At 67.7% G+C, this 20,680-nt stretch carries 16 protein-coding genes and 3 tRNA genes; 10 read left to right on the top strand and 9 right to left on the bottom strand.

Annotated elements, in window-relative coordinates:
- Positions 1-193: 193 nt before the first annotated feature.
- On the top strand, positions 194-2,341 hold the full coding sequence (locus B5F85_RS01845; protein ID WP_158094540.1) for a MurT ligase domain-containing protein: 2,148 nt from the start codon (positions 194-196) through the stop codon (positions 2,339-2,341).
- Positions 2,342-2,605: 264 nt separating this feature from the next.
- Here the strand turns inward: B5F85_RS01845 and nifJ are convergent, their stop codons facing one another.
- Positions 2,606-6,142 (bottom strand): pyruvate:ferredoxin (flavodoxin) oxidoreductase, encoded by a 3,537-nt coding sequence (gene nifJ / locus B5F85_RS01840; protein WP_087313827.1) that lies wholly within the window; start codon positions 6,140-6,142, stop codon positions 2,606-2,608.
- Positions 6,143-6,458: 316 nt separating this feature from the next.
- On the opposite strand from nifJ, the gene B5F85_RS01835 reads away from it, so the two are divergent.
- Positions 6,459-7,139: a C39 family peptidase gene (locus tag B5F85_RS01835; RefSeq protein WP_087313825.1), complete on the top strand. Its 681-nt coding sequence runs from the start codon at positions 6,459-6,461 to the stop codon at positions 7,137-7,139.
- Positions 7,140-7,148: 9 nt separating this feature from the next.
- Here the strand turns inward: B5F85_RS01835 and B5F85_RS01830 are convergent, their stop codons facing one another.
- On the bottom strand, positions 7,149-7,799 hold the full coding sequence (locus B5F85_RS01830) for a hypothetical protein (RefSeq protein WP_239386579.1): 651 nt from the start codon (positions 7,797-7,799) through the stop codon (positions 7,149-7,151).
- 77 nt (positions 7,800-7,876) lie between these two features.
- Positions 7,877-9,508, bottom strand: coding sequence for a bifunctional phosphoribosylaminoimidazolecarboxamide formyltransferase/IMP cyclohydrolase (purH, locus tag B5F85_RS01825; protein WP_087313821.1), 1,632 nt, complete (start codon positions 9,506-9,508; stop codon positions 7,877-7,879).
- A 70-nt stretch (positions 9,509-9,578) separates the two neighbouring features.
- Here purH and B5F85_RS01820 point away from each other — a divergent pair, with 70 nt between their 5' ends.
- The 5 genes from B5F85_RS01820 (at position 9,579) to B5F85_RS01800 (ending at position 12,994) form a co-directional block, all read left to right on the top strand.
- Positions 9,579-10,229 carry a GNAT family N-acetyltransferase gene (locus B5F85_RS01820; RefSeq protein ID WP_087313819.1) on the top strand — a complete coding sequence of 217 codons (651 nt, stop codon included), beginning with the start codon at positions 9,579-9,581 and terminating at the stop codon, positions 10,227-10,229.
- Between the two features lie 128 nt (positions 10,230-10,357).
- The gene (locus B5F85_RS01815) at positions 10,358-11,656 is read left to right on the top strand and encodes a DUF4143 domain-containing protein (RefSeq protein ID WP_087313817.1); all 1,299 of its coding nucleotides are present in this window, start codon (positions 10,358-10,360) and stop codon (positions 11,654-11,656) included.
- Positions 11,657-11,658: 2 nt separating this feature from the next.
- A complete protein-coding gene (gene gluQRS, locus B5F85_RS01810) occupies positions 11,659-12,648 on the top strand; it encodes a tRNA glutamyl-Q(34) synthetase GluQRS (protein WP_255373637.1) in 990 nt (329 codons plus the stop codon).
- Positions 12,649-12,696: 48 nt separating this feature from the next.
- A tRNA-Ser gene (locus B5F85_RS01805) sits at positions 12,697-12,788 on the top strand.
- 129 nt (positions 12,789-12,917) lie between these two features.
- Positions 12,918-12,994 (top strand) — tRNA-Arg (locus B5F85_RS01800).
- A gap of 228 nt (positions 12,995-13,222) precedes the next feature.
- Here B5F85_RS01800 and B5F85_RS01795 read toward each other — a convergent pair.
- From B5F85_RS01795 to deoC, 3 genes are read right to left on the bottom strand one after another with little or no spacing between them, the layout of a single operon-like run.
- Positions 13,223-14,089, bottom strand: a complete 867-nt coding sequence (locus B5F85_RS01795; protein ID WP_087313814.1) for a sugar nucleotide-binding protein — start codon at positions 14,087-14,089, stop codon at positions 13,223-13,225.
- A gap of 10 nt (positions 14,090-14,099) precedes the next feature.
- The gene (locus B5F85_RS01790) at positions 14,100-15,050 is read right to left on the bottom strand and encodes a class I mannose-6-phosphate isomerase (RefSeq protein ID WP_087313812.1); all 951 of its coding nucleotides are present in this window, start codon (positions 15,048-15,050) and stop codon (positions 14,100-14,102) included.
- Positions 15,051-15,058: 8 nt separating this feature from the next.
- A complete protein-coding gene (deoC, locus tag B5F85_RS01785) occupies positions 15,059-15,769 on the bottom strand; it encodes a deoxyribose-phosphate aldolase (protein ID WP_087313810.1) in 711 nt (236 codons plus the stop codon).
- 111 nt (positions 15,770-15,880) lie between these two features.
- On the opposite strand from deoC, the gene B5F85_RS01780 reads away from it, so the two are divergent.
- Positions 15,881-16,588 carry a GntR family transcriptional regulator gene (locus tag B5F85_RS01780; protein ID WP_087313808.1) on the top strand — a complete coding sequence of 236 codons (708 nt, stop codon included), beginning with the start codon at positions 15,881-15,883 and terminating at the stop codon, positions 16,586-16,588.
- Here the strand turns inward: B5F85_RS01780 and B5F85_RS01775 are convergent.
- On the bottom strand, positions 16,585-16,938 hold the full coding sequence (locus B5F85_RS01775) for a hypothetical protein (protein ID WP_143786111.1): 354 nt from the start codon (positions 16,936-16,938) through the stop codon (positions 16,585-16,587). The two genes, B5F85_RS01780 and B5F85_RS01775, sit on opposite strands and share 4 nt — an antisense overlap.
- A gap of 132 nt (positions 16,939-17,070) precedes the next feature.
- Complete coding sequence (gene serS, locus B5F85_RS01770) at positions 17,071-18,357, bottom strand: serine--tRNA ligase (protein WP_087313803.1); 1,287 nt, start codon at positions 18,355-18,357, stop codon at positions 17,071-17,073.
- A gap of 105 nt (positions 18,358-18,462) precedes the next feature.
- Here serS and B5F85_RS01765 point away from each other — a divergent pair, with 105 nt between their 5' ends.
- Complete coding sequence (locus B5F85_RS01765) at positions 18,463-18,651, top strand: DUF6724 family protein (RefSeq protein WP_087313801.1); 189 nt, start codon at positions 18,463-18,465, stop codon at positions 18,649-18,651.
- A gap of 92 nt (positions 18,652-18,743) precedes the next feature.
- Here the strand turns inward: B5F85_RS01765 and B5F85_RS01760 are convergent.
- Positions 18,744-18,830, bottom strand: a tRNA-Leu gene (locus B5F85_RS01760).
- Between the two features lie 101 nt (positions 18,831-18,931).
- Between B5F85_RS01760 and B5F85_RS01755 the strand changes: the two genes are divergently transcribed.
- Positions 18,932-20,677, top strand: a complete 1,746-nt coding sequence (locus B5F85_RS01755) for a serine/threonine-protein kinase (RefSeq protein ID WP_087313799.1) — start codon at positions 18,932-18,934, stop codon at positions 20,675-20,677.
- Positions 20,678-20,680 lie beyond the last annotated feature (3 nt).

The raw sequence follows: 20,680 nt of genomic DNA, 5'->3' as shown, positions 1-20,680 counted from the left end.
TGGACGCCCGCGAGGGGCGTGTCGAGCCCGCGACCAGCGGGATCCCGGTGGAAAGCACTCCAAAAGAAGCATCCCCGCAGGCACGACAGAACAGATACTAGCAGAGTCGCAGGCACGACGGCCAAGTTGACGCCGGCACCTGGCGCGCATGCTAGTATTGCTGCGACGGCAAAGCCCACGGAAAGGAGCCCGGATGAACCCTCGCGTGAGAATCGCCTGCCTCGCGGCCGACGCCGCGCGCTGGGGGACGACCCGCCTCCTTCACCGGGGCGGCGGCAACGCGCCGGGCGCCGTGGCGCTCAAGATCGCGCCGGGGATCATCGGCTCTCTGGGAGACGCGCTCGAGCGCTCGGTGGTGGTGACCGGCACCAACGGCAAGACCACGACAACGGGCCTCGCGGCCGACGCGCTCGGCGCGCGCGGCGAGCGCGTCGCGTGCAACCGCGCCGGCAACAACATGGAGTCCGGCATCGCCTCCGCGCTCGTCGAGACGCGCGCGGAGCGCCCGCGCGTGGGATGCTTCGAGTGCGACGAGCTCTACACCGTGCGCGTGCTTCCCCGCCTGCGGCCGCGCGCGCTCGTTCTTCTCAACCTCTTCCGCGATCAGCTCGACCGTTACGGCGAGATCGACCACACGCAGGACGTGATCGCCGAGGCGCTGCGCCGCGCGCCCGAGACGGCGATCGCCTACAACGCCGACGACCCGCTCTGCGCCTCCATCGCGGCGCGCGTGGACAACCCGGGCGTGCCCTTTGGCATAGACGAGCCCACCGGCCTGGAGGCGGACCGCATCTCCGACAGCCGCTTCTGTGCCAAGTGCAACGCGCCGCTCGATTACGACTACGTCCACTACGGCCAGCTGGGCAAGTACCGCTGCCCGGAGTGCGGCTGGGAGCGCCCCGAGCTCGCGTTTGCCGCTGTCAACGTGACGCTCGCCTGCGGCGGGTACGAGTTCGACGTCGAGGACCGCCGCGGCGAGAAGATCGTCCGCCACCACGTCCGCACCCGCTACAACGGCCTCTACATGGTCTACAACGTGATGGCCGCCCTCGTGGCGTGCCTCCTTGGCGGCGGGAGCGCGGACGGCTTCCAAGCGGTGCTCGATGCCTACGAGCCCGCGAGCGGGCGCGGCAAGACGTATGCGCTCGACGGCGGCTACTCCGTCGTGAGCAACCTCGCGAAGAACCCCACCGGCTTCAACCGCATGATCCAGCAGGTTCGCGCGGACGACGGCCGCTACCTCGCCCTCTTTCTCAACGACAACGACGCGGACGGCCACGACGTCTCGTGGATCTGGGACATCGACCTCGAGCGCCTGCGCGACCTCTCCGACCTGCGCTGCGTCTGCGTGGGCGGCACGCGTCGCGAGGACATGGCCGTGCGCGTGAAGTACGCCGAGCTGGGCTGCCCAATCGAGCTCATCGAGGGCGTCGAGGACGCCCTGCGCTTCGTCGACGCAGGCGAGAAGCTCCATGTGATCGCCAACTACACCGCCTTCCCGCCCGTGGTTGCCGAGCTCGAACGACTTGCCAGCTCCTGGAAGGCCCCCGCCCTGCAGGTCACGGCGGAGGCGGTCTCCTGGATCGAGCGCGAGGAGACGGCGCACGTGGCCCTGGACCGGCCGCTTCGCATCGTGCACCTCTACCCCGACGCGCTCAACCTCTACGGCGACGGCGGCAACATCGCCTCGCTCTCCAAGCGCTGCGCCTGGCGCGGCATCCCCTGCCGCGTGGACCAGGTCCTCATGGGCCAGGAGCTCGACCTCTCTGACGCAGACGTGGTGCTCCTGGGCGGCGGCGCGGACCGCGATCAGCTGGCCGTGTGCCACGAGCTCCAGGGGCAGCACGAGAAGCTCGCGACCTACGTCGCCGACGGTGGCGTCCTCCTTGCCATCTGCGGCGGCTACCAGCTGCTCGGCCACTACTACATGATGGGCGAGGAGCGCGTCGAGGGCCTGCACGTGCTGGACATCGAGACCACGGCGGGAGACACGCGCCTCATTGGCAACGTTGCCATTCGTTCCGAGGTCTGTCCCGAGCCCATCGTGGGCTTTGAGAACCATGCCGGTCGCACCGTGCTGGGGGCGGGCGAGAAGCCCCTGGGAAGCGCCCTGGTCCGTGGGACCGGGAACAACGGCGAGGACGGCGGCGAGGGCGTGCTGCACGACGGCGTCGTGGGCACCTACCTCCACGGCCCGATCCTGCCCAAGAACCCCGGCGTCACCGACTGGCTGATCGCGCGCGCCCTGCGCCGCCGCGGGGTCGACGTCGAGCTCACGCCGCTGGCGGACGACATCGAGCGCCTCGCCCACGACGTCGCGATGAAGATCGCCACGCACTAGCGCCCCGCCGCGAACGAGAAGCCCAACAAACTCTGAGTTTTCTGTACACTGCGCGGGCCCTTGAACGAGGGTTCCGCGTTTTGCCTGCTCAGGAGCTCGATGGTTCTTCTTGCCCCTCCTCCGGCGGCCGCAGTGTACAGAAATCCCGGAGTTCGCCTCGAGCGTCGGCGAAGACGCCCCGGCGCCGCGCAAAAAGGGCCCCCGAACAGCGTCGGGGGCCCTTGCTCACGCTATGAGCTCAGCGAGAGGAACTCGCGCCGGAAGCTACGCCTCGGCGTAGAGGTCCTTGAGCTTGAGCAGGTGCGCGTAGCGAGCCATGGCGGCCTCCTCGTTCTGGGCGAAGAGCTCCTTGGCGCGCTCGGGGAAGGAGCGGGTGAGCGAGGTGTAACGAGCCTCGTTCATCAGGAAGTCCTGGTACCCGCCAGCCGGCTCCTTGGAGTCGAGCGTGAACTTCTTGCCCGTGGGGGCAGCCGGGTTGAAGCGGAAGAGGTTCCAGTAGCCGCACTCGACGGCCTTCTTCATCTCGGCCTGGCAGTTCTGCATGCCGCCACCCTTGATGGAGTGCATCTCGCAGGGGCTGTAGCCGATGATCAGCGACGGACCATCGTAGCTCACGGCCTCGTGGATGGCCTTGAGGGTCTGCTGCATGTTGGCGCCCATGGCGACCTGCGCCACGTAGACGTAGCCGTAGGACATGGCAATCTCGGCGAGGCTCTTCTTCTTGGTCACCTTGCCGGAGGCCGCGAACTGGGCCACCTGGCCGATGTTGGAGGCCTTGGAGGCCTGGCCGCCGGTGTTGGAGTAGACCTCGGTGTCGAAGACGAAGACGTTCACGTTGTTGCCGGAGGCAAGCACGTGGTCGAGGCCGCCGAAGCCGATGTCGTAGGCCCAGCCGTCGCCGCCGAAGATCCAGAAGGCCTTCTTGGTGAGGTAGGCCTTGTCGACGAGGATGGCCTTGGCGGTGTCGCACTCGGCCTTCTCGAGCTCTGCCACGTAGGCGGCAGCGGTGGTCTTGCTGGCCTCGGTGTCCTTGCGGGCCTCGAGCCAAGCGGTCGCGGCCTCCTTCAGGGCGTCAGAGGCGCAGTCGGACTGGAGGAGCTTCTCGGTCTCGGCGACGATCTTCTCCTGGACGGCGTCGTAGCCAAGGGCGAGGCCCAGACCGTGCTCGGCGTTGTCCTCGAAGAGGGAGTTGTTCCACGCCGGGCCGTGGCCGCACTCGTTGACCGTGAAGGGCGAGGTGGCGGCGGGGTTGCCCCAGATGGAGGAGCAGCCGGTGGCGTTGGAGATGAACATGCGGTCACCGCAGACCTGCGTGACGAGGCGCGCATACGCGGTCTCGGCGCAGCCGGCGCAGGAGCCGGAGAACTCGAGGTAGGGCTTGGCGAACTGGCTGCCCTTGACGTTGGCGGCGACGAGCTCCTTCTTCTCGGAGACCTTGTTGACCGCGTAATCCCAGACCGGAGCCTGGTCGAGCTCGGACTCCTGCGGCACCATCGTGAGGGCGCCCTTCGGGCAGACCTTGACGCAGTTGGTGCAGCCCATGCAGTCGAGCGGGCTGACGGCCATGGTGAAGGTGAGGCCGGAGTTCTTGGGAACCATGACGTCGATGCGGCGCATCTCCTCGGGAGCGGCGGCCTGCTCGTCGGCGTTCATGACGATCGGGCGAATCGTGGCGTGCGGGCACACGAACGAGCACTGGTTGCACTGGATGCACTTGGACTCGTCCCAGTGCGGGACCATGACAGCGACGCCGCGCTTCTCGTACGCGGAGGCACCGAGCTCCCACTGGCCGTCGGCGACGTCGACGAACTTGGAGACGGGCAGCGAGTCGCCGTCCATGCGGTTGATCGGCTCCATGAGCTCGCGGACCTGCTTGACGATGGCCTCGCGACCCTCGAGCGTGAGCTCGACCTTCTCGTCGGTGGCGTCGGCCCAGTCGGCGGGCACCTCGAACTTGCGGTAGGCGGTGGCGCCGGCGTCGATGGCCTTCCAGTTGGCCTCGACGATGTTCTGGCCCTTCTTGGCGTAAGACTTCTCGGCGGCGTCCTTCATGTACTGAATGGCGTCAGCGGCGGGAAGGACCTGAGCGAGCGAGAAGAACGCGGACTGCAGCACGGTGTTGGTGCGCTTGCCCATGCCGACCTTCTCGGCGAGGTCGATGGCGTCGATCAGGTAGACGTTGATGTTGTTCTTGGCGATGTAGCGCTTGGCGTCAGCGGCGAGGTGGGAGGCGAACTCCTCGTCGGTCCACTGGCAGTTCACCAGGAACGTGCCGCCCGGCTTGACGTCACGGACCATCGGGAAGCCCTTGACGATGTAGGACGGGTTATGGCAGGCCACGAAGTTGGCCTTGTTGATGTAGTACGGCGAACGGATCGGGGAGTCACCGAAGCGCAGGTGCGAGATGGTGACGCCGCCGGTCTTCTTGGAGTCGTACTGGAAGTAGGCCTGGACGTACTTGTCGGTGTGGTCGCCGATGATCTTGATGGAGTTCTTGTTGGCGCCAACGGTGCCGTCGCCGCCGAGGCCCCAGAACTTGCACTCGATCGTGGAGGGATCGGCCGTGTTGGGGGCGTCCGGGTCCATGGGGAGGCTGAGGTTGGTGACGTCGTCCACGATGCCGATGGTGAACTCGCGGGCGGGAGCGTCCTTCTCGAGCTCCTTGTAGACGGCGAATGCTGCCGCAGGCGGCTCGTCCTTGGAGCCGAGGCCGTAGCGGCCGCCGACCACGGTGATGCCGTCCTTGCCGGCCTCATAGAGGGCGGTGATGACGTCCTGGTAGAGGGGCTCGCCGATGGAGCCGGGCTCCTTGGTGCGGTCGAGGACGGCAATCTTCTTGACCGTGGCGGGCAGCGCGGCCACGAAGTCCTCGACGGACCACGGACGGTACAGGCGAACCTTCACGAGGCCGACCTTCTCGCCGTGGGCGTTGAGGTAGTCGATGACCTCCTCGAGGGTGTCGCAGAACGAGCCCATGCAGACGACCACGCGGTCGGCGTCGTCGGCGCCGTAGTAGTCGAAGAGGTGATAGCTCGTGCCGAGCTTCTCGTTGATCTTGTCCATGTAGGACTGGACGACGGCGGGCAGCGCGTCGTAGGCCTTGTTGCAGGCCTCGCGGTGCTGGAAGAAGATGTCGCCGTTCTCGTGGGAGCCGCGGGCGTGCGGGTGCTCCGGGTTGAGGGCGTGGTCACGGAAGGCCTGGACGGCATCCATGTCCAGCATGTCCTTGAGGTCGTCGAAGTCCCAGACCGCAACCTTCTGGATCTCGTGGGAGGTGCGGAAGCCGTCGAAGAAGTTCAGGAACGGCACCTTGCCCTCGATGGCCGCGAGGTGGGCCACCGGCGCGAGGTCCATGACCTCCTGGACGTTGCCCTCGGCGAGCATGGCAAAGCCGGTCTGGCGGCAGGCCATGACGTCGGAGTGATCGCCAAAGATGTTGAGCGCGTGGGAGGCGACCGTACGGGCGGACACGTGGAAGACGCCCGGCAGGCCCTCGCCCGCGATCTTGTACATGTTGGGGATCATGAGGAGCAGGCCCTGCGACGCCGTATAGGTCGTCGTGAGGGCGCCGGCGCCGAGCGAGCCGTGGACGGTGCCCGCGGCGCCCGCCTCGGACTCCATCTCGACGACCTTGACCGGGGTGCCAAAGACGTTCTTCATGCCCTGAGCGGCCCACTGGTCGACGTGGTCGGCCATGGGGCTGGACGGGGTGATCGGGTAGATGCCCGCCACCTCGGTGAACGCATACGAGACGTACGATGCGGCCTCGTTGCCGTCCATGGACTTAAACTTACGCGCCATATCCTCTCCTTCGTCGTGTGACGGATGGCGGGGGCGTCGGGCCCCCAGCGTGAACTCACCCATAAGACGCATGACTGAGTCGGGCCATGGGCCCACGCATGGTCACAGTGTACCCTCCCGCAGGGCGGTTGGCACGGTATCCGCGTAGCATTTTTCGCCGAGCGTTGCCTTTTTTCGGAAGGAGGGCGCGGGCTAACAAAGCGCTGATAAAACCTACTCTTTTCTAGGAATTACGCTCCGTGCCCTCGGACGGGGCGCCCGGGCGCACGCCCCGTGGTAGAATCGCCGCTGAGCAGTGCGACGAGAGGGGGTGCGCGTGAGACGAGACCGCAGGGGAACGCGGCGCTGGCCGGCGCTGCTGCTCGTGGCCCTTCTCGCCACGACGACCCTTCTGGGGTGCGAGGGCAAGCAGGAGGAGCCCGTCGCCACGGACCCTGTCGAGATCGCGCACGCCGACGAGCCCACCGTGGAGAGCACGCCGCGCGACGAGTGGCGCAAGGGCGTCATGCCCTACCTCTACCAGATCGACCCGCAGTGGTCGGACGCGGACTACGCGGGCGGCAAGTTCGCCAAGACCGGCTGCGGGCCGACGGCGCTCTCGATGGTCTACGTCTATCTCACCGGCAACACCGACCTCGACCCCGTGCAGATGGCGGAGTTCAGCACCGAGGGCGGCTACGCGACCGACGGAGAGGGGTCGTCCTGGACCCTCATGAGCGAGGGAGCCGCCGAGCTGGGGCTCTCGGGCTCCATGATCTATGCGACCGCCGACGCGATGCGCGAGTCCCTCGAGGCGGGAAACCCCGTCGTCTGCGTGATGAACCCGGGCACCTTCACCGAGATCGGGCACTTCATCGTCATCGAGCGGCTGGGGGCGGACGGCAAGGCCGTCGTCCACGACTCGAACAGCGTCGGGCGCAGCATGCGCACGTGGGACCTCGAGCTCATCTGCTCCGAGGCGGCCGCGGCGTGGAGCCTCTCCGCGGCGGAGGGCTGAGCGTCGCCCTTATGCGCCAAGGGGCCGGCGCGCCGCGCGCTCGAGCAGCGTGGCGTAGCCCCGGGCGAGACGCTCTGCGACGGGCCCGCCCAGGCCATCGGCAGCAACGGGCCCGTGCTCGTCAGAGACAAGCAGCGCCTCGTCGAGCGCGACCTCCCCGGCTCGGGCGGCATCGGCGAGTCGCGGCGCTCGCTCCACGGAGATCCCCAGCGTATGGGCAAGGTCGACGACAAGCGACGCCGCGCCGGACGCAAGCTCGTCAGGCTCGGCGCCCCACACGAGAGCGCCGTTGCGGACGACCCACAAAGACTCCGGGGAAACCCCCGTGACGGCGGCCTCCCGCCGCGCCGCGAGGGCGCGGTCGGCGAGCTCCGCGAGCGAGCGATCGGGAAGCTCCTCGTAGGGTCCGACGGTCATAGCGGCCCGGCCGCGCTCGTCCATGACGAGCATGAGGACCCCGTCGGGCTGGTCCGCCGCGCCCTCGGCGAGCGTCCACTCGATGTGCTGCTTCGCCCAGGCCACAAGGCCCGTCGAGACGGCCTTTCCGGCAACGTGCCGCTGCGAGAGCGCCCGAAGGTGGCGGTTCTCAAGCGGCAGCGTGCGCGCGGCGAGCCGCCATCGGCACACCAGCGCGGGCGTTCCCAGCTCAAACTCCTCCATCATCTCTCCTCCCGCGTGCGCCCCGGACGACGCGGGGCCGTCCGGGGCGCGTGTGAACAAGGCCCGCCTGTCTCGCCTTAGTGGCGGAAGTGGCGGTTTCCGGTGAAGACCATCGCGATGCCGTGCTCGTTGCAGGCCTCGATGGACTCGTCGTCGCGCTTGGAGCCGCCGGGCTGGATGATGCAGGTCACGCCGTGCTCGGCGAGCACGTCCACGTTGTCGCGGAACGGGAAGAACGCGTCGGAGGCGCAGGCGTAGCCGCCCTTCTCGACGCCCATGCGCTCGCAGGCCTCGTCGGCGCGCTGGCAGGCGAGAAGCGCGGAGTCGACGCGGTTGGGCTGGCCGGGGCCCATGCCGATGCCGGCCTTGTCCTTGGAGACCAGGATCGCGTTGGACTTCACGCCCTTGCAGACGCGCCAGGCGAACATGAGCTCTTCCATCTCGGCGTCGGTGGGCTTGCGCTCGGTGGGGCAGGTGAAGCCCGCCGGGTCCTCGGCGACGGTGTCGACGTTCTGGACGAGCACGCCGCCGTCGACGGTGCGCAGCTCATAGCGGGCGTGGCCCTCGGCGCCGCCCGTCGCGAGCACGCGCAGGTTGGGGCGCTTGGCCATGCGCTCGATCGCCTCGGCCGTGTAGCTCGGCGCGATGATGACCTCGACGAACTGGCCGTTCTCGTCAAAGGCGTGCTCCACCAGCTCGAAGGGCACCTCGCGGTTGCAGGCGATGATGCCGCCAAAGGCGCTCTTGGGGTCGCACGCAAACGCTCGGTCGTAGGCGCAGGTGATGTCGTCGGCCACGGCCGATCCGCAGGGGTTCTGGTGCTTGAGAATCACGCAGGCGGGTCCGTCGAACTCGCGCACGAGGTTCCAGGCGGCGTCGGCGTCGAGGTAGTTGTTGTAGGAGAGCGGCTTGCCCTGGACCTGCTCGGCACCCACGAGGGGGTTCGCGGAGGAGAAGGCGTCGGCCGCCTCGTCGGCAAAGCGATAGACGGCGGCGGACTGCTGGGGGTTCTCGCCGTAGCGCAGGTCATCGACCTTCTCGAGGTAGAAGCCGAGCTCCTCGGGAAGCGGCGGCTCGTCGTCGCACTCGTCGTCGGCGAAGTCCTCGTCGTAGCGGTCGGCGAGCCACATCGCGATGGCGGCGTCATAGTTGGCGGTGGTCTCGTAGACCTTCAGCTGCAGGTAACGGCGCAGCTCGAGCGAGGTGCAGCCGTCGTTGACGCGCATCTCCTCGAGAATCTCGTCGTAGTCGGCCGGGTCGGAGACCACGGTCACCGAGTCGGCGTTCTTGGCGGCGGAGCGCAGCATGGAGGGGCCGCCGATGTCGATGTGCTCGATGGCGTCGTCGAAGGTGACGTCGGGGTTGGCGACGGTCTTCTCGAACTCATAGAGGTTCACGCACACCAGGTCGATCATGCCGATGCCGTGCTCAGCGGCCTCGGCCATGTGGGCCGGGTTGTCGCGACGGGCGAGCAGGCCACCGTGCACCTTGGGGTGAAGCGTCTTGACGCGGCCGTCCATCATCTCGGGGAAGCCCGTGTACTGCTCGATGGGCACAACGTGAACGCCGGCCTCCTCGAGCACGCGCGCGGTGCCGCCCGTCGAGATGACCTCGACGCCGAACTCGTCCTCGAGCGCCTTGACGAAGTCGACCACGCCCGTCTTGTCCGTGACCGAGACGAGCGCCCGCTTGATGGGAGTGTCTGCCATATGCCCTCCTTGGGTTTGACGACGACATGTAGTACCGTCGTTTCCTACGATACCGCAGCTGGAGGACAAGATGGCCCAAATAGACGCCGAGTTGACCTTTAGAGCCTTTGACGAGAAGGACTTCGAGCCCCTGGCGGGGCTCGTGGGACGCACGTGGCTCGCCGACTTCCCCGTCGCGGCGCAGCGGGCGGCAGGGCGCGTGGAGCTCTCGCACTACCTGGCGCAGGCCACGTGGTCGCTGCTCGCGGAGCGCGAGGGCGAGCTGCTGGGCGCCGTGCTGCTGGTCGAGCGCGACAGCGAGCCCATCCCGGGCGCGTGGCTCGCACTCGAGGAGCGCCTTGCGGCGGAGGCCGAGAAGGACCCCGAGCTCGCGGAGGCCATCCGCGTGGAGATGAGCGGCGTCGAGGAGGAGGCCGAGCTCGAGCGCGAGTACGCGGCGACGGGGGCGCCCGGCACCGCCGCCACCATCAAGCTGCTCATCGTCTCGCCCGACGCAAAGGGCCTGGGCATCGGCGGCAGGCTCTTCTCGGCCGCGGTGGAGCGCGTGCGCAAGACCGGGGCGCCGGGCTATCACCTGCTCACCGACGACGCCTGCGACGTTGGCTTCTACGAGCACAAGGGGCTCAGCTGCGCGATGCGGCGGCGCTCGCGGGCGTACTGGCCGGGCGCCGACCCCGCCACGGACGACTTCCACGTCTATGTGTACGAGCAGGAGCTCTGAGGGGAAGCGCGCTGATTCGTATTTCTGCCTCCTCAGAGTTCGGACTCCTGTATCCAAATAATTCGGATTTTAGGTATAATTAGATTCGGATTTTAGGATTCACCGTCAACGGCTTGTTTGGAGCACACATGGACGTCGCCTCAACGCGTCCGGAAGCCTATCGGCCTCGCATCGTCGACACACAGATCGAGCGCTACCTCACCTTGTTCGGGGCAATCGAGATATACGGGGCAAAGTGGTGCGGAAAGACCTGGTCGTCCCTCGCCCATGCAAACAGCGTCACGTACATTGACCGTGGAGCCAACCTGTCCATCTCCCAGGCCGACCCGTCCTATCCCCTCGTTGGCGAGAAGCCTCATGTCGTCGACGAGTGGCAGCGCGTTCCGACCATCTGGGACGCCGTCCGGCATGCCGTCGACGCGGCCGCCAACGCGCCGGGCGGCTGGATCCTCACCGGTTCGTCCACCCCGCGCCAAGACCAGACCACCCACAGCGGAGCAGGAAGAATAGGCCGGGTGAGAATGCATCCGATGACGTTGACGGAGTCGGAAGAGTCAAACGCGCGGGTGAGCCTCGCAGGGCTCTTTGACGGGAACTTCTCTCCCTGCCAGTGCCCAACGGGCATTGCGCAGCTCGCGGAAATCGCATGCCGGGGCGGCTGGCCCGCCACCATAGAGAGATCGTCCGCGGACGCACAGACCGTTGCGCGCGACTACCTCGCCGCATTTCACGGACAGAGCATCCCGCAGCTCGGAGGCAAGGAGCTCGTCAGCAGACGTCTTTGCCTCGCCCTGGCCCGTAGCCTTGGGCAACTTGTCACCAATGCGACCCTCGCACGTGACGTCTATGCGCACGATGACTCCAGCCCGTCCGACACGGAGCTTCGAGAGATCGCCTCCCACCTCGACCTGCTCGTCCGCTCCTATCTCGTCGACGAGGTACCCGGATGGGTCCCCGCATCGCGATCCCCCAAGCGCATGCGGCTCAGGCCCCGACGCTATTTCGCAGACCCCTCCTTGCCCGTGGCTCTCCTAGGGCTGTCTGCAGAGTCCCTTCTTCAGGACTGGCAGACGTTTGGCATGGTCTTTGAGAATCTCTGCATGAGAGACCTCGACGTCTACGCGCGCGCCCTCCCCGACTCCCCCGCCCACCCGCTGAGGTATTACCACGACGACTCCGACCTTGAGGTCGATGCGATCGTCGAGCGAGCGGACGGCAGCTGGGGGGCCTTTGAGATCAAGCTCAGCGAGCAGAAGGTCCCCGAGGCGGCCGCCAATCTCATTCGCCTGCGAGACAAGCTCATGCGAGACAGCCTTGGGCGCACCCCCAAGCCTTCCTTCCTCGCGGTGCTCCTCGGCACAGGCGAGGCGGCCTACCGTCGGCAGGACGGCGTCTACGTCATACCCATTCGGGCCCTGGGGGCATAGCCGTGAGCGAGAAGAGCCTCGAAGATAGGAGCGCGCGCCCCGTGCGCGGGCGTTTTGCGCCGACGCCGTCCGGGCGGATGCACCTGGGAAACGTGTTCTCGGCGCTCGTGGCCTGGCTCTCCGCGCGGGCGGCGGGCGGCTCGATCGTGCTGCGCATCGAGGACCTTGACCCGCGGGCCCAACGCCCGGGGGTCGCCCAGACGCTGATCGGCGATCTCGAGTGGCTCGGCATGACCTGGGACGAGGGGCCCCACTGGCAGAGCGAGCGGGCGGGCGTCTACGCCGAGGCGCTCTCGCGGCTCGAAGCTCAGGGGCTACTCTACCCCTGCTTCTGCACCCGCGCCGACCTGCGCGCGGCCTCGGCGCCGCACGCCTCGGACGGCGCGCTCGTGTACCCGGGCACCTGCCGGGGGCTCTCGGCGGATGAGGTGGCGCGTCGCGCGGCCGACCGGCCGCCCTCGCTGCGCCTGCGCGTCCCCGAGGCGGACGACCCGGCGGGCACCGTCGAGTTCTGCGACCTGGCCTACGGGCCGCACCGCGAGGTGCTCGCGCGCGATTGCGGCGACTTTCTCGTGCGGCGCAGCGACGGCGTGGTTGCCTACCAGCTCGCTGTGGTGGTGGACGACGCGCTCATGGGCGTGACGCAGGTGGTGCGCGGCCACGACCTGCTGCCCTCGTGCGCGCGCCAGACCTACCTGGCGCGCCTGCTCGGATGGGACCCGCCGCGCTATGGACACGTTCCGCTGCTCGTGGCCCCGGACGGACGGCGCCTCGCCAAGCGCGACCGCGACCTCGACCTCGGTGCGCTGCGCGAGCGCGGCGTGCCGGCAGAGCGCATCGTCGGGGCCCTGGCCGCGGCCGCGGGCCTTGTCGAGGAGGGCTGCGAGGCGCGGCCCGAGGAGCTCGTGAGGTCGTTCTCATGGGACAAGATCGCCGCGCATCGCGACGACATCGTCGTGGACGAGGTTTTTCTCGACCGGCTCAGAGGTTGAAGTTGTGAGTTACGGCGTTGTGGGGTATCATGCTCTAGCACCACTCACGGAGAGCTGACCGAGAGGCCGAAGGTGCTCGCCTGCTAAGCGAGTATAGGATGCAAATCCTATCTGGGGTTCGAATCCCCAGCTCTCCGCCAGATTGCTCAGGGCCCGTCCCGCCGCGCGCGGAGCGGGCCCTTCTCGTTGCAAAGCCGCCCACATCTCCAACATTTTTTGGATTCTCGCTTGACGGGCGGGAGGGCACGTGGCATTATTCTCAACTGCACGCGGCGTTACCTCAGCTGGATAGAGGACCTGACTACGAATCAGGGCGTCATAGGTTCGAATCCTATACGCCGCACCACGCAATCTAAGGGGCTCCTTCGGGAGCCCCTTTTGCGTTTACGGCGCCCGCACTCATGAGTGCGGGCAACAAGTGCGGGCCGTTTTGGGCAGAGCGCCCATCGAGTGCGGGCGCCCTCTTGCGCGGCGTCTTCAAGTGCGCCCGTCGAGTGCGGGCCAGACCGCACTCGACGGGCGCGCAGAATCAGGCGAGAAGGGCGCGCCGCCGCGCTCGCGACGGCGCCAAGGCCTATGCCAGGCCAAAGTCCTTGAGACAGGCGTCCAGGTCCTCCTCGAAGGTCCCGAGCTCGATGCCCGCGGCCTGAATCTTGTCCGACGCCAGGCGGAAGTCGCGCGGGCGCTCCGCATACGTCTCCTCGTCCGGCAAGATCAGACGGTCCACCTCCGCCGCGGGACACCCCAGCCGCTCGGCGACCAGGCGCGCGGTCTCGTAGGTGGTGCGGCCGTTTTGGCTGGCAAAGTGATACGCCCCGCTCGGCAGCGCGAGAATCTGCGGCAGCTGGCCGGCAAATCGCTGGGCGTAGGTCATGTTGCGGCGCTCGTGCACGCGGAAGGAGCCCGGCTTCCCCTGGCGCAGGACGGACATCACGTTGGTGAGGATGTTGGGCGAGGGGCGCACGCCCGAGAGTGCCAGGCCAAACATCCACGAAAAGCGGAGGATGAGGTAGTCGTCCACGTTCTCGCGAATCCAGGCGTCGGCCTCCATCTTCTGCTGACCGTAGCGCGTGGTCGAGGCCTGCTCGTCCTCCTCCGAGAAGGGCGCCTCCCCCGGGGAGGCGTTGAAGCACTGCTCGGTGGAGATAAAGACGACGCGCCTTCCCCGCTCGTGACAGACGCGGGCGATGGCGATCGCCGACTCCGTGTTCACGCGGTGCGTGCCCTCGGGGTCCTGCTCGCAGTGGGCCGTCGTGGCATCCGCCGCCATGTGCAGGCAGACGTCAAAGTCCGCCGCGCGGAAGAACTCCTCGACCCCCGCCGGGTCGCGGAAGTCCACGTCCGCGTGCGAGACGCGCACGAACTCGTAGCGGCCTGCGTTGTAGAGCTGCGCCAGGCTCGCCAGATAGCCGCGAGCGCCCGTGACCAGAACTCGTTTCATGCCCTTCCTCCTATGCGACCTCGCCCGGGCGCGTGGCGTAGCTGCGAAGCACCCGGCACGTTCCCTCGATGACATATGACCCCGCGCTCGCGGGCATGAGCAGCGAGCGCGTGTAGGGCAGCTCGACCGAGCCCTCCGCGGTGCGCACGAGCGCCGTGCCCGCGACGCAGGAGAGCACCTCGTAGCGCCCGTCCATCTGCCGCTCCCACGATCCGCGCACGTCCACGACGTCCGAGACAAACAGTCGATGGGTCACGCCGCGGCGCACGCCCGCCGGGACGGACGGGTCAAAGGGCCCGAGGTGGTTGGGCTCGGGACGGCACCCGGTCTGCAGCACGTCAAAGCCCTGCCTCACGTGGAGCTCCCGTCCGCGGCCCCAGTCGCAGATGCGGTAGGTCTTGAAGCCGAGGCTCCCCACCTCGAGGGCAAAGACGCCCGCCCCGAGGGCGTGCAGCGTGCCCGCGGGGATGAGGATGAAGTCGCCCTCGCTCACCGGGACCTTGCGGCAATAGCGGTCGCCAATTGTGTCGTCCGCCGCGGCGGAGCGCAGGGCGTCGACGTCGTCGGTCGTGGTGCCGCAATAGATGAAGGCACCCGGCTCCGCCGCGAAGATGTACCAGGACTCGGTCTTCTCGTGGTCGCCCTCGTGCGCACGGGCATAGGCCTCGTCGGGGTGCACCTGCACGGACAGGTTCTGGGCCGCGTCCATCACGAGCACCTGGACGATGCCATCCTCTCCGGCGAGGTCACCCATGATCTGCGCGGCGTGCTCGCGCACGAGCTCGTCGAGCGGCGTGCCGTCATGCGGCCCGCCCTCCACGATGTTGACGAGCCCCTCGTGCACCGAGACGTCAAACGACTCGCCATAGAGCACGTCCCCCGCAATGCCGCGCGCCTCATTCACGCGCGATCCGGACCAGACGGGCGAGATGTAGTTGGGCCTGAGCAGCAGAGGTCCCATCTCGCCTCCTAGAGCTCGTAGTGGTCGATGCCCGCGGCCTCCATACGAGACCTCAGCTCCTCCATGATGGGGACGCCCGCGCTGCAGCCGATGCGCTCGGCGCCGGCGGCGACCATCGCAAGGAAGTCATCCGCGGTGCGGATGCCGCCGGCGGCCTTGACCTTCACGCGCGCATCCACGTGCTCGCGCATGAGGCGCACGTCCTCGACCGTGGCGCCGCCGGTCGAGAAGCCCGTCGAGGTCTTGACGAAGGTAGGGAGCACCTCGTTGGCAACCTCACAAAGAGCGATCTTCTCGTCGCGCGTGAGCAGGCAGTTCTCGAAGATGACCTTGGAAGGGACGCCCACCTCACGACAAACCGCCACGATCTGGCTCATCTCGTCGCGAACGTAGTCCCAGTTTCCGGCCTTGACCTCGGTGAGGTTGACGACGTAGTCGATCTCGTTGGCGCCGTTTGCGATGGCGTCGCGCGTCTCGAACACCTTCACGGCGATCGAGGTCTGCCCGAGGGGAAAGCCGATGGCGGCCCCGACGTGGACGTCCGTCCCGGCGAGCAGCTCGGCGCAGAGCCTCGACTGCACCGAGTTGATGGCGACCATCCTAAAGTGATAGCGCCTCGCCTCGCCGCAGAGCCTCTCCATGTCCGCTCTCGTAGCATCCGCGTGCAGGTTGGTGTGATCGACGAGACGAGCAAGGTCATCGAGCGTGTAGCGCTTCATGTCCGCGTCCTCCTGCTTCCTTTGAGATCAATATGTTGCTAACATAACAGTCAGGGGCACGCAATATGTCACATATATGTAAGTTCACAGCTTCTGCATGCGAGGTAGGCAATGACTCTCTATGAGACCATCCGAAAAGACCTCCTCTCCAAGATATTGGACGGGACCTACCCCGAGGGACAGGTCATACCCTCCGAGCTCGAACTCGCCCAGATGTATGGCGTAAGCAGGCCCACCGTGCGCCAGGCGCTCAAGCTGCTCGCCGAGGAGGGCTACCTTGAGAAGCGCCGGCGGCGCGGCACCGTCGTGACGCAGCCCAAGGTGGACCAGTCGTTCACGATGACCATCAGCAGCTTCGAGGACGCGATGCGGCTCGTCGGACGCATGCCCAAGACCGCTGTGCTCGTCTTTAGAAGCGAGGGGGCAAACGAGGGGGTCGCGCGCGCCCTAGCCCTCAAGGAGGGCGAGCAGGTGTACCGCCTCGTGCGCCTGCGCTACGCCGATGACGTCCCCAACGTCTTTGTGGAGAGCTACGTCCCCTGCGACCCCTATCCTGAGCTCGGCAGCTACGACTTCAACGCGACGAGCCTCTACGCTGCCATGGAGGAGTGCGGCAGACCCGTCGTGAGCGCCCATAGGTGCCTTGAGGCAATCAAGGCGGACAGCGCGTCTGCCGCACTTCTCGACGTCGAGCAGGGAGATCCTCTTCTGCTCTTCCACACGGTCGCGCGAGACGCAGAGGGAACGCCCGTTGAGTACTCGATAGCCACCTACCGCGGCGAGAGCAACCGCTTTGAGTTTGACGTGAGGCGCACCTAGCACGCGGCGGGCCTGAGCTGGCAGTCTCCGCCCGACCCGATGGAGCTGAACTCGTAGGGTATCCCCCGCTGGTCGCAGAGGTCCATGAGGTCCACGATGTCATGGTCCTCGCGGGACACGTAGCCCCAGAGAGAGTCCGCCGAACCGGCGAAGCCGATCGCGGCGAGCAGGGCGGCGAGCGCCTCGGGGCCAAACGCCACCCTCAGGCTGCGGCGATCCTCCCCGTAGACGATGAGCGTGGAGGGCCCCTCGAGGTCCTCCCTCACCACGATCCTGCCGTCCTCCTCGTAGACGTGCATCGTGCGGACGTCCCCCGCACTCTCAAACCGTGCGACCTCGTTCTCGAACACCTCGACCACTCCCCTCTGACGACGTGTCCTCAGCATATCAGAACATATGTTCCTCGAACAGATGTTCTTCTCGACTTTTTGAAAAAGGGCCGCCCAAGCGGACGGCCCTGGACCTCACGAGGCCAATCGAGGCTACGCCTCGGGCCTGATGACCTCGACGCCGCCCATGTAGGGCCGCAGCGCCTCGGGCACCGTGATGGAGCCGTCCTCGTTCTGATAGTTCTCCATGATGGCCGCCATGGTGCGGCCCACGGCAAGTCCGGAGCCGTTGAGCGTGTGCACGTAGCGCGTGCCCTTGAACTCGGCCGGGTCCTTGTAGCGGATGTTGGCGCGGCGCGCCTGGAAGTCCCAGCAGTTGGAGCAGGAGGAGATCTCCTTGTAGGCGTTGTAGCTGGGCAGCCAGACCTCGAGGTCATAGCACTTGGCGGCGGAGAAGCCGATGTCGCCGGTGCACAGCGTCACCACGTGGTAGGGAAGCTCGAGCGCCTGGAGCACCGCTTCGGCCTCGGAGACCATGCTCTCGAGCTGGTTCATCGAGTCCTCGGGCTTGGCGAACTTGACCATCTCGACCTTGTCGAACTGGTGCACGCGGATGATGCCGCGGGTGTCGCGGCCGGCCGAGCCCGCCTCCTCGCGGAAGCACGGTGTGAAGGCCGTGTACCACAGCGGCAGCTGAGAGCCGTCGAGCACCTCGCCGCGGTGCAGGTTGGTGAGCATGACCTCGGCCGTGGGGATGAGGTAGAGGTCGGGGTTGACGTGATAGAGGTCGTCCTCGAACTTGGGCAGCTGGCCCGTGCCAAAGAGGGTCTCGCGGTTGGTGATGACGGGCATCCACCACTCCTTGAAACCGGCCTTGACGTGCATGTCCACCATGAAGCTGATCAGCGCGCGCTCCATGCGGGCACCCATGCCGCCGAGCACGTAGAAGCGGGCGCCGGCGACCTTGACGCCGCGGTCGAAGTCGATCATGCCCGTGGCGGGACCCAGGTCCCAGTGCGCCTTGGGCTCGAAGTCGAACTCGCGCGGGGTGCCCCAGCGGCGCACCTCGGGGTTGTCGGAGTCGTCCTTGCCGTAGGGGACGCTCTCGTGGGGGATGTTGGGGATGCGGGACACCAGGTCAAACAGGGCGTCCTCCACCTCGGTGCGGCGGGCGTCAAGCTCGGAGATGCGCTCCTTGTTGGCCGCGACGCGCGCCTTGGCGGCCTCGGCCTCGTCCTTCTTGCCCTCGCGCATGAGCTGGCCGATCTCCTTGGAGACGGAGTTGCGCTCGGCCTGGAGCTTCTCGACCTCGGCGATGACGGAGCGGCGCTCCTCGTCGAGCTCGAAGAACCTCTCGCGGTCCCAGTGGGCGTTCTGACGGGACGCGCACGACTTGTCGACGACGTCGGGGTTCTCACGGACGAACTTGATGTCAAGCATGCTAGCTCCTTGCCTTCAGCCATGGCCACGTCGCCGCGCGAGGCGGCGGCCTCCCAAGTATATACTTGTGCGCGGAAATCTTCGTACGCACTTGGGAGGCATCGAATGCAGGCGATCAGCGACTTTCTCACCTGGCTCTTCAACGACCGCACCGGAGTCATCTGCCTGATTCTCGGCGGAATCGTGGTGTGCCTGCTCATCGCCATCATCATGGAGCGCACGACCAAGCGGCGCTACTTCAACCACGAGAAGGGCGAGAGCGACTGGGACCTGTTCGGGGACGACTCCGAGTAGGCCCAGGCGCGGGCGAAAAGGCCCGCGGCCAGCCCATCGCGCAGACGCGCACGCAAAAGGGCCCCGGCGAAAGCCGAGGCCCCTCTCATTCATGGTGCGGGCGAAAGGACTTGAACCTTCATGGAGTTGCCCCCATACGGACCTGAACCGTACGCGTCTGCCAATTCCGCCACGCCCGCGTGCATGGGCCATTCTAGCGCATGCCCCGACTCCTGCCAAGGGCTTTTTCGGGGTAGAATGACCCCACACGGCCACACGCAGCCAAAACGAGGGAGGAGCCGTGAGCGACACGCCAAGCACAGCGGGCGCGGGCGTCGGTGGCGCGCGCGGGCGCCCTGCCGACGAGGTCCTTCTCGGCCGATACCGCGTGCTCGCGCGCTGCGGAACGGGCGGCTTTGGGACCGTCTGCACCTGCTGGGACCTGCGCCTGCAGCGGCGCGTGGCGATCAAGCGCATGCCGCTGCTCGCCGAGACGGGCACCACGGCGGCCGAGGCGCTCGCCGAGGCCCGCACCGCCTGCATGCTCAGCCACCCAAACATCGTCACGATGCTCGACTTTGAGTCGGACGGCTCGTTTGCCTATCTCGTGATGGAGTACGTCGACGGGCTCAACCTCGCCGAGCTGCTCGCCCGCGTGGAGGGGGGCCGTCTCACGCCCGCCGAGTGCGCCCACGTGGTCGACTCCGTGGCGCGCGCCCTGGCCTTCGCGCACGAGAACCGCGTGCTGCACCTCGACATCAAGCCCACCAACATCCTCATCGACCGCCGCGGCGTCGTGAAGCTCGCCGACTTTGGCATGGCGACGCTCTCCTCCGCCGCCGGCTACGGCGACGCGCGCGGCGGGACCGTCGGCTACATGCCGCCCGAGCAGATCGAGGGCATGCTCGTCGACGAGCGGACCGATGTCTTCTCCCTCGCCGTCGTGACGCTCCAGGCCCTCACGGGGGCGAGCCCCTTCGCCGCGCCGACGGCGGCCGCCTCCCTCGACAAGATCGAGCGCGGGGCCGCGCGCCAGGTCGTCCGCTCCTGCCCCGAGCTCGACGCGGACGCAGCGCAGGCCCTGCTCGCGGCGCTCGACCCGCAGCCGGCGAGAAGAACCCCCGACGCGCTCGAGCTCTCCGACGAGCTCCTCCCCTGCCTCGGGAGCCCGCGCGAGGGCGCGACCTCCCTCGCCGAGCTGGTCAACCAGGCCGAGAGCGACGAGGCCGGCGAGCCCACCGCCACCGCGCGGATCGCGCTCGGCCTGAGCCACCCCTGGCTGCCGGGCGCGATCGCGCGCGCCGTCACGGCGCTTCTCGCCTTTGCGGCGCTGCGGCTCGTGATCCCCTCGCTGCCGGGCGCGGACGACCAGCTCATCGCCGTCGCCTCGCTCGTGTGCGCCGGCGCCTCGGCGCTCTGGCCGCCCCTCGGGTCGGTCCTGGCGGGAGGCGCCCTGGTGGCCGCGCTGGCGACGGCGGCGCCCACGCCCCAGTCCTTTCCCCTCTCCGCGGCATGCGCCGTCGCGCTCGTCGCGTGGTGGGCGCTCGCCGGGCGGACCGACCGCCTCGGCAGCGCCGCCCTGCTCCTCCCCTGCTGCCTGCCGTCGCCCTCCGCGGGGGCCGCGCTCGCGGGATATGCGCTCGACCCGCTCCCCGCGGCGCTCACGGGCCTCGCGGGCCACCTGATGGGAGGCCTCTTTCACGTCGCCGTCGCGCAGGGCTTCTCGGCGCCCGCCATCATCTGGGAGCTCGGGCAGGAGTGGTCCCAGCCCTCTTTCTGGGTCCTGGCGGCGGGCTCGGTGAGCTGCGCGCTCGTGGCGTCTGCGGTCGCGATGCGCGGGTCGGTCGGCGCCGGGATCGCCGGCCAGGCGCTTGGCCTCGCCCTGCTCGTGGTCTCGCAGGTCACGGCGGCGGGGATGGAGAATGGCGGTATATGGGGCACTCCCGATGGGGAGCCCGTGGTAGTTGCGGTACTCTTATTCGTGCTTCTGTGCACTGCGACTGTCCTGAGAGGCCCGCTCTTCGAGGACCGGGAAGGCGATGAATAACGT

The sequence above is a fragment of the Olsenella sp. An293 genome, from assembly GCF_002159495.1.
Classification (GTDB): domain Bacteria; phylum Actinomycetota; class Coriobacteriia; order Coriobacteriales; family Atopobiaceae; genus Thermophilibacter.
This window is presented reverse-complemented; position numbering and strand designations above follow the sequence as displayed.

Excerpts from the sequence above, each read along its gene's own strand:
- B5F85_RS01815 (WP_087313817.1), top strand. The coding sequence starts at position 10,358 with ATGGACGTCGCCTCAACGCGTCCGGAAGCCTATCGGCCTCGCATCGTC.
- B5F85_RS01790 (WP_087313812.1), bottom strand. The coding sequence starts at position 15,050 with ATGGGACCTCTGCTGCTCAGGCCCAACTACATCTCGCCCGTCTGGTCC.
- serS (WP_087313803.1), bottom strand. The coding sequence starts at position 18,357 with ATGCTTGACATCAAGTTCGTCCGTGAGAACCCCGACGTCGTCGACAAG.
- B5F85_RS01845 (WP_158094540.1), top strand. The coding sequence starts at position 194 with ATGAACCCTCGCGTGAGAATCGCCTGCCTCGCGGCCGACGCCGCGCGC.
- B5F85_RS01820 (WP_087313819.1), top strand. The coding sequence starts at position 9,579 with ATGGCCCAAATAGACGCCGAGTTGACCTTTAGAGCCTTTGACGAGAAG.
- B5F85_RS01830 (WP_239386579.1), bottom strand. The coding sequence starts at position 7,799 with ATGGAGGAGTTTGAGCTGGGAACGCCCGCGCTGGTGTGCCGATGGCGG.
- B5F85_RS01765 (WP_087313801.1), top strand. The coding sequence starts at position 18,463 with ATGCAGGCGATCAGCGACTTTCTCACCTGGCTCTTCAACGACCGCACC.
- B5F85_RS01780 (WP_087313808.1), top strand. The coding sequence starts at position 15,881 with ATGACTCTCTATGAGACCATCCGAAAAGACCTCCTCTCCAAGATATTG.
- B5F85_RS01795 (WP_087313814.1), bottom strand. The coding sequence starts at position 14,089 with ATGAAACGAGTTCTGGTCACGGGCGCTCGCGGCTATCTGGCGAGCCTG.
- deoC (WP_087313810.1), bottom strand. The coding sequence starts at position 15,769 with ATGAAGCGCTACACGCTCGATGACCTTGCTCGTCTCGTCGATCACACC.
- purH (WP_087313821.1), bottom strand. The coding sequence starts at position 9,508 with ATGGCAGACACTCCCATCAAGCGGGCGCTCGTCTCGGTCACGGACAAG.
- nifJ (WP_087313827.1), bottom strand. The coding sequence starts at position 6,142 with ATGGCGCGTAAGTTTAAGTCCATGGACGGCAACGAGGCCGCATCGTAC.